The organism is Achromobacter sp. Marseille-Q0513, from assembly GCF_018195695.1.
GTDB lineage: Bacteria > Pseudomonadota > Gammaproteobacteria > Burkholderiales > Burkholderiaceae_B > Achromobacter.
Genome location: NZ_JAGTJY010000104.1, coordinates 14,306 through 21,712 on the forward strand (window position 1 = coordinate 14,306; position 7,407 = coordinate 21,712).

General features: G+C 68.0%; 9 protein-coding genes and 1 tRNA gene. 9 read left to right on the top strand and 1 reads right to left on the bottom strand.

Annotation, left to right across the window (positions count from 1 at the left end; all coding sequences use genetic code 11):
• Positions 1-177: 177 nt before the first annotated feature.
• From KDH83_RS32635 to KDH83_RS19470, 9 genes are all read left to right on the top strand, one after another.
• Positions 178-540 carry a hypothetical protein gene (locus KDH83_RS32635; RefSeq protein ID WP_249205214.1) on the top strand — a complete coding sequence of 121 codons (363 nt, stop codon included), beginning with the start codon at positions 178-180 and terminating at the stop codon, positions 538-540.
• Positions 541-543: 3 nt separating this feature from the next.
• Positions 544-1,356, top strand: a complete 813-nt coding sequence (gene truA / locus KDH83_RS19435) for a tRNA pseudouridine(38-40) synthase TruA (protein WP_212318893.1) — start codon at positions 544-546, stop codon at positions 1,354-1,356.
• A gap of 47 nt (positions 1,357-1,403) precedes the next feature.
• The gene (locus KDH83_RS19440; protein ID WP_212318895.1) at positions 1,404-2,501 is read left to right on the top strand and encodes an ABC transporter substrate-binding protein; all 1,098 of its coding nucleotides are present in this window, start codon (positions 1,404-1,406) and stop codon (positions 2,499-2,501) included.
• 185 nt (positions 2,502-2,686) lie between these two features.
• Positions 2,687-3,337: a phosphoribosylanthranilate isomerase gene (locus KDH83_RS19445; protein WP_212318897.1), complete on the top strand. Its 651-nt coding sequence runs from the start codon at positions 2,687-2,689 to the stop codon at positions 3,335-3,337.
• A 178-nt stretch (positions 3,338-3,515) separates the two neighbouring features.
• Positions 3,516-3,592: transfer RNA gene (locus tag KDH83_RS19450), tRNA-Val, on the top strand.
• Between the two features lie 17 nt (positions 3,593-3,609).
• The gene (locus KDH83_RS19455; RefSeq protein ID WP_212318907.1) at positions 3,610-4,008 is read left to right on the top strand and encodes a hypothetical protein; all 399 of its coding nucleotides are present in this window, start codon (positions 3,610-3,612) and stop codon (positions 4,006-4,008) included.
• 166 nt (positions 4,009-4,174) lie between these two features.
• Positions 4,175-4,315 (top strand): hypothetical protein, encoded by a 141-nt coding sequence (locus KDH83_RS19460; RefSeq protein WP_212318899.1) that lies wholly within the window; start codon positions 4,175-4,177, stop codon positions 4,313-4,315.
• 249 nt (positions 4,316-4,564) lie between these two features.
• On the top strand, positions 4,565-5,428 hold the full coding sequence (locus KDH83_RS19465) for an alpha/beta fold hydrolase (protein ID WP_212318901.1): 864 nt from the start codon (positions 4,565-4,567) through the stop codon (positions 5,426-5,428).
• Between the two features lie 237 nt (positions 5,429-5,665).
• Positions 5,666-5,989: a GrlR family regulatory protein gene (locus KDH83_RS19470; protein ID WP_212318903.1), complete on the top strand. Its 324-nt coding sequence runs from the start codon at positions 5,666-5,668 to the stop codon at positions 5,987-5,989.
• 22 nt (positions 5,990-6,011) lie between these two features.
• Here KDH83_RS19470 and KDH83_RS19475 read toward each other — a convergent pair.
• Positions 6,012-7,407 (bottom strand): hypothetical protein (locus tag KDH83_RS19475; protein ID WP_212318905.1); only part of this gene is annotated, 1,396 nt, incomplete at its 5' end.

The window sequence follows — 7,407 nt, forward strand, 5'->3', positions numbered from 1 at the left end:
GCTGGATCTGGAGGCGCGGCAGGCGCGGCCGGTACTGCGGGATCCGCCGCCGCGGCGGGTGGTTCTGGCGCCGCCGGATCGACCGGATCAACGGGCGCCGCCGGATCGGCAGGAGCGACGGGCGCGGCAGGCGCGGCGGGTTCGAGTTCCGCTGCGGGAGCGGCGGGCGTCGCCGGCGTGGCGGCTTCCGTCGGCGCCGCTTCGGGCTCGGCCCCGGCCGCCGCTTCCGGCGCCTCGGCCCCGGAAGGCAAGAACACCGCGGACCAGAAGCCGTCCGATCTGCTGGCCGGCGCGCCGTCCTGGCTGACCGACAATCTGCTGGTGATCGTCACCGCCGTGCTGGCGCTGCTCGTCTTCATCATCGCCTGGGTGCTGCGCCGCGCTGGTGCGCGCCGTGGCGATGACGACGAGGAAACCTACGCCTACGCCGAGCCGGCGCTGGACACGGCCGCGCTGAACCGCAAGCTCGAGACCATCAGCCTCGACCTGGACGAGCCGCCTTCGGATGAACCGCGCCGCCCCGGCGCCACCAAGGCCTGATCGATGTCCAGAGTCGCATTGGGGCTGGCCTACGACGGCTCGGCCTGGCAAGGCTGGCAGACGCAGCCGCACGGGCAGACCGTGCAGGACACGCTGGAGGCCGCGCTGGCCAGCTTCTGCGGCGTGCAGGGCACGGTGCCCACCATCTGCGCGGGCCGCACTGACACCGGCGTGCACGGCGCCATGCAGGTCGTGCACCTGGACACGACGCTGGACCGGCGCATGGAGTCCTGGGTGCGCGGCGTGAACGCCTTCCTGCCGCCGTCGATCTCCGTGCAATGGGCCAGGCAGGTTCCGGACGATTTCCACGCCCGTTTCTCGGCCCGTTCGCGCACCTACGTCTATCTGCTGTGGCGCGGCCGCGTGCGTCCCGCGTTGTGGGCCGGGCGCGCCGGCTGGTGCTTCCAGCCGCTGGACGTGGCCGCCATGCGCGCGGCGGCCGGCGCCTTGCTGGGCGAGCACGATTTCTCCAGCTTCCGCTCGTCGCAGTGCCAGGCCAAGCATCCGGTGCGCCACCTGCATCGCCTGGACATCGAGGAACGCGGCCCGTTTCTTGTTTTTACGCTTCGGGCCAACGCTTTCCTGCATCATATGGTGCGCAACATCATGGGCGCGCTGCTGCAGGTCGGGCAGGGCAGGGAACAGGCGGAATGGATGGCGCAGCTGCTGTCCTGGCGCGACCGCAAGCGCGGCGCGCCGACCTTCGCGCCGGACGGCCTGTACCTGTCGGCCATCGAGTATCCCGAGGCCTTCGGCCTGGACGAGCTCGACGGCGGCGCGCTGCTGTTGTCGCCCTTCACGCAAACCTGGGACTAGCGGCTGGCCGCGGGCCGCCGTTCCCTTTCGTTCGAGAGGTTCCTGCCATGCGCCGCCGCGCCTTCCTCAAGCAAACCGCCCTGGGCGCCACGGCCGGCGCTGCCGTCCTGGCCGTGCCGGCGCAAGCGCAGGAAGCGCCCGTGGTGACGTGGCGGCTGGCATCCAGCTTTCCCAACGAATCCCCCACGCTGTACGCCGGCGCGGAGGACGTGGCGCGTTATGTGAGCGAGGTCACCGACGGCCGTTTCAGCATCGTGATCGCCGCCGACGAGGATGCCGTGCCGGCCGGGCAGGTGCTGCAGGCCGTCAGGGACGGCGTGGTCGAATGCGGCCACACGGCCTCGACCCGCTATTTCGATATCGACCCGGCGCTCAGCTTCGACGCCGGCGTGCCGTTCGGCCTGAACACGCGCCAGATGCAGGCCTGGATGACGGAGGGCGAGGGCTTGGCGCTCACGCGCGTGCTGTTCGGCAAGCACAACATCCTGAACTTCCCCTGCGGCTACACCGGCGCGCAGATGGGCGGCTGGTTTCGCGGCGAGATCAAGACCGTCGACGATCTGCGCGGCCTGAAGATCAAGGCCAACGGCTTCGCCCGCCAGGTGCTCGCGCGCATGGGCGCGGCGCCCGTGGACATGCCGGTGGCCGATACCTACGCCGCGCTGGAACAGGGCGAGGTCGACGCGGTGGCCTGGATCGGTCCCTATGACGACGAGAGCCTGTCGCTCTACAAGGTCGCGCGCAACTACTACTTTCCCGGCTGGTGGTCGGGTACGTGGCAACTGTCGCTGTACGTGAACCAGGCCGCGCACGACGCCTTGCCCAAGTCCTACCAGACCGCGCTCGCGCTGGCCTGCCGCATGGCCAGCACCAACATGATCGCCAAGTACGACGCCGGCAATCCCGACGCGCTGCGCCGCCTGGTGGGCAAGGGCGCGCAGTTGAAGGCGTTTCCCCGGCCCGTCTTGCAGGCCTGCCGCGAGGCGTCGCAGAAGGTGTTCCAGGAACTGGGCGCCAAGGATCCGATGTTCAAGAAGCTCTACGACAGCATGACGGCGTTCAGGGACAAGGAGATTCCCTGGTTCCGCGTCGCCGAGGGCGGTTTCGACGGCCTGATGGCCGCGCCGGCCCAGCCGGAAGCCTGAGCGTTTCCGTCCTGCCTGCGGCTCCGGCGATATACTGTTTGCCGATATGCCCCTTGCGCAAGGCGCTCGCATTGCCCGCAAGCGGAAGCCTTTGCTGCCGCGGCGCGTTCCGGCCCGGCAGCGCACGCGGACCAGGGGGGCTGTAGTTTTTCGCCGCGCTGCGCGCGGCGCCAGTCTGGAACCCCATGCGCACACGCATCAAGATTTGCGGCTTGACCCGCGAGCAGGACATCGACGCGGCCGTCTCGGCGGGCGTGGATGCCATCGGCTTTGTCTTCTATCCCAAGAGCAAGCGTTGCCTGACGCCCGCGCGCGCGGCCCAGCTGCGCCGCCGCGTGCCCGCCTTCGTCGACGTGGTGGCGCTGTTCGTCAACCCCGCTGATGACGAGGTGCGCGCCGTGCTGGATCAGGTCGGCCCCGAGCTGCTGCAGTTCCACGGCGACGAAACGCCGCAGCAATGCGCACACCACGGCCAGCGCTTCCTGCGCGCGTTCCGCGTCGGCGCGCCCGGGCTGGACACGGCCGCCGGACTGGCCGCGCAATGCCGCGCCTACGGCGAAGCCGCGGGCTGGCTGTTCGACAGCTACAGCACGGGCTATGGCGGCAGCGGCCTGGCCTTCGATCACGCATTGCTCGACGAAGTGCGCGCCGATCCCTTGTCGCGTCCGCTCATCCTGTCGGGCGGCCTGAAGCCGGAAAACGTGGGCCAGGCGGTGCGCTTGCTGCGGCCGTGGGCGGTCGATGTGAGCAGCGGCGTCGAGGTCGAGCAAGGAATAAAAAGTTCTGATAGAATCTCGGTCTTCGTTGCAGCAACGCAAGAAGCTGACGCGAAATGAAGAGAGTGAATAAATAAGTGCAAGCCAGTGTGGCTGCTGAGTTTGGAAGCCCGAATCATGTGATTCAAGGCTTTTTCGAGCAAAGCGACAAAGCAGCGCGGCGAAATGAACCAAGCAAAAAATCTGAAACGACGATTTGCATGATTCAAAAAAGCACTATATAATTCTCCTTCTTTGCAGGCGGTTAGCTCAGCTGGTTAGAGCGCCACGTTGACATCGTGGAGGTCGTTGGTTCGATTCCAATACCGCCTACCAAATTCCTGCAAAGTGCTGTGAAGCACGGCAAAGAAAAAGCCGCCCAGTCCATGACTCGGCGGCTTTTTTGTTTTCCGCCCGCTGTCTGGGGCTCTGAGATGGGCAAGGCAAATGGCGTTCGGGCCTATGCGGCGCAAGGCAAAAATATAATCAGCGCGCGCCGACGCAACCCAAGGCCAATACGGCCGGTAACCGGCGCTAGGGCCTTGTTTCAAGGAACGGAAATACACTTCGCCCACCTTGAACTCTGCGTGTATGACATGAAAATTCTCTGTGGCCTGATCGTGATGGCTTCCTTGCTTGCGGGCTGTGCCGTGTACACCCCGGACGGCGCGGTGATCGTTGACCCGCATCGTGGCGGCGGTGGTGGTGGCGGGTTCTGTCCGCCGGGGCAGGCAAAGAAGGGAAATTGTTGATTCGGAACGGCGGATTGCCGTTGAAAAGGGCGCTCCAGGCACGGGGCGCCTTTTTCTTGTGTGGGTCCGGCCAGGTTTGGGCAAGCCTAGAAGCCAGGGTGGTTGAAATCGGCATCGTCTTTTGTTTCGTGCGGGCGCGGGACCATCGCGTCAGGCTGGAACCAATATGACGACGGGCGTCACCCCGCTGGACTTCGCTGACGAGATGTCGCCCGAGCTGAGGGCGGTGGTGCTACCGTTTGTCCTGGTGCCGGCGCTCAATACCGGGCAGCAAGTGTCCCTGTCCGTCGCGGCCATGGGTGCATAGAACCGGACCTTCCGACATGGCGCCGTCTATCTTGATTCGGCCCTCGCGGGGCCTCTCGCATCGGATGGCTCGGGCCTTGTCAAATGCCAGTCCGGCAGGCGACTATCTGCGCCCGTCCAACCGCTGATTCCGAAGAGCATCATGTCCCGCCTGTGCCTCTTTCCATATTCCACATACGCATTCGCATTCGCCGTCCTCCTGCTGGCGAGCGCCGCGCATGGTGCAAGCGGCGATCCCGCGCCACGGGCCGTGGACGTGGAGGCGGGCGGCGCTTCCCGCTCGATCCTGCTCGCGGGCGAGACCGCCGGAGACCATGCGCGTCCGCTGATCCTGGCCCTGCACGGCGGCGGATCCAACGCGCGCGCCTTCGCCGCCGAAACCGGCCTGGCCGCGGCGGCGGCCGAGCGGGGCTTCGTGGTGGCTTTCCTGGAAGGCTCCGGCACGACGCCCGGCGCGCGGACGTTCAATTCGGGAGCGTGTTGCGGTCATGCCCAGGCCAACCAGATAGATGACGTGGATTACGCGCGCCGCGTCGTCGCCACGCTCGCGGCGCAAGGGCTGGCGGATCCGGCCCGGGTCTCCGCGGTCGGATTCTCGAATGGCGGCATGATGGCTTACCGGCTGGCGGCTCAGGCTCCCGAGCTGGTGGCGGGCGTTGCCGTGGTGTCTGGCACGCTGGACATCGATCCCGCGCTGGCGCGCGTCGCCAAGCCCGTCCTGCACATCCACGGGACCGCCGATCCTTATGTTCCCTATGCCGGCGGCGTAGGCGCCAAGGCGACGACGGCCAAGCCGCGCCTGGCCGTCGAGGCCGCGCTGGAGACCTGGGCGCGGCTGGGTTGCGGGAGCGCGCCGCGTCCCGCCGCGCGTCGCACGGAAAGCCAGCCCGATGCGGCGGGCGACGGCACTCGCGTCGAGCGTCGCGAATACGGTTGCGCGGGCGCGCCGCCGGCCGTGCTGTATGTCATCGACGGCGGCGGCCATGCATGGCCCTCGGGGCGCGGGCCCGCCGATCCCGAAAGCGGCACGCGTTCGCGCAACCTGGATGCCACGGCGGCGGCCGTTTCCTTTTTCAGCGCGCTGGCCGCACCGGCATCGGGCGGCTCCCGCTGAGGCGTGTCCGGTGCTTGGCGGCAAATGGGGTCGCAGGCTTTGCACCCGCACCCGCACCCGCACCCGCATTGCGGTCGTGTGCGCGCCCGGTCGCTTAGCTTCGCGTAAGGTTTCGCTGCTACCGTGATTCCAGCGCCGTTGTCTCGCGTGAGGCGGCGCCCATTGTCATCACCCGTTTGCAAGAGTGTTGCAATGCCGAGCCGTATTGTCGAACGCAACCACCACGGGAGATGCGCCATGATCGATGGACTCTGGCTGCTTCAATGGAGCATAGAAGGCACGGAACGCAGCGGCGTCATCGTGGTGAACGAGGGCCGGGCGCTGGGCGGCAACGCCGGCTTCATCTGTACGGGCATGCTGAGCGCGACCGGCGAGAACGTCATCGGCCAGCTGCACATCCGGCAGGTCAATCAGGCGCTGCCGCCGATCCTGCCCGGGCTGACCGATTACCGGCTGAGGATCGTCGGCATGCTGCACGGCGACCGCATCGACATCGCGGGCGACATTCCGGATCGTCCGGAATTGACCGTGCGGATCCAGGCAACCCGGCACGCCGTGTAGCGCCGGGCCGCGCCGATATCGGTCACTTGCATTCCATCGAATATCCGCAACGCAGCTGGTCCGGAATGTTCCTGCCTTCGGCGCCGTCGACCAGGCCGGCGGGCAGGTCCCAGGCGGTGAGTTCGCTGGGCGGGCCGTTGCCTTGGGCGCGCGCATAGATCCACAGCTTGTCGCCTTTCCATGAGAAGGCCATGGCGCTGACGGCATGGCTGTCGGACACGCGCAGGTTGAGCGCGATCTGTCCGCTTTTCATGTCGATCACAGTCACCGCCGATTCGCCGCCGCTGATAGCCAGCAGGCGGCCGTGCGCGCTGCGCGCCACGCTGGACGTGTAGTACGCGGCGGGCGTGGCCAGATCGAAGCGGGGCAGGCCGGTGGCCGGATCGATGACGCGGAATACCTGGGCGCCTTCGGCATCGGTCGCGGGCGCCAGCGCCCAGCCGCCGGCATGGCTGCCGAAGAAGAGCTTGCCGGTCGATGTCTTGATGCTGCGGCTGACGCGGGCCGTGTCAGGGTCGATGCCGTAGCCGTCGCGATCGGAGGCCCAGAACAGGCCGTCGCCGAAATGGATGGCCGCGCTATGGCTCCAGGGCAGGGCGTGTTCCACCGCGTCGCTGGCCGCGCGGCGCGGCTCCGCGTTCCATGTGTGCTGGCTCCAGCGGCCTTGCGGCGTCAGGGCGTATAGCTGGTCGTCCTGGCGCAGGGCGACGCCGCCGCCGGCGCGGATGGTCCAGTTGTTGATGCGCCAGGCTTGCATGCCCGGGGCGGGCGCGTAGGCTACCGGCTTGCCGCCGGGCCGCCAGGCCTGCAGGCGGGGCGCGCCGTGCTCGTCCGTGGCCAGGCTCCAGACCTGGCCGTCCGGATCGATCTTCAGGCCGCGCGCGCCGTTCAATCCGCTGACGGTCTGCCGCTGCACGCCATCGCCTTGCGACACATAGCGATGCGCCGCGGCTCCCGAGGCCAGCAGGCTGCCGTCCGGCAGGGCGAGCAGACGCCAGTCGTCGTTGTCGTAGCGGCGCAGCTCGGCTTCGTCGGCGGGCAGGGCAATGCCGGGCAGGCTGATTGGCGTCAGCGCGGAAGCCTGGAGGGTCGACGGGGCCGGCTGGGGCCGGCCGCGCGCGTAGGCGTCGAAATAGGCTTGCATGACGTGGCCGGCGCTGGCCGGAGCCAGGGCCTGCATGCGCGAGGCCAGTGCGTCCAGATAGCGTTCCAGCGCCGGGTCCAGGTGTTCGGCGGCGTGGGTGTTGCGCTCGATGTGCGGATCCGGGAAGCAGGTCACGCCGACCATGCAGCTCATCAGCTTGAACTGCCGCGTGACGGTGGCGGCGGTGCCGCCGTACCAGACCAGGGTCAGCGGCGGGGGGTCCACCAGCGACGAGAGGTCCATGACCGTGCCGTAGTCGATCTGCTGCGCGCGC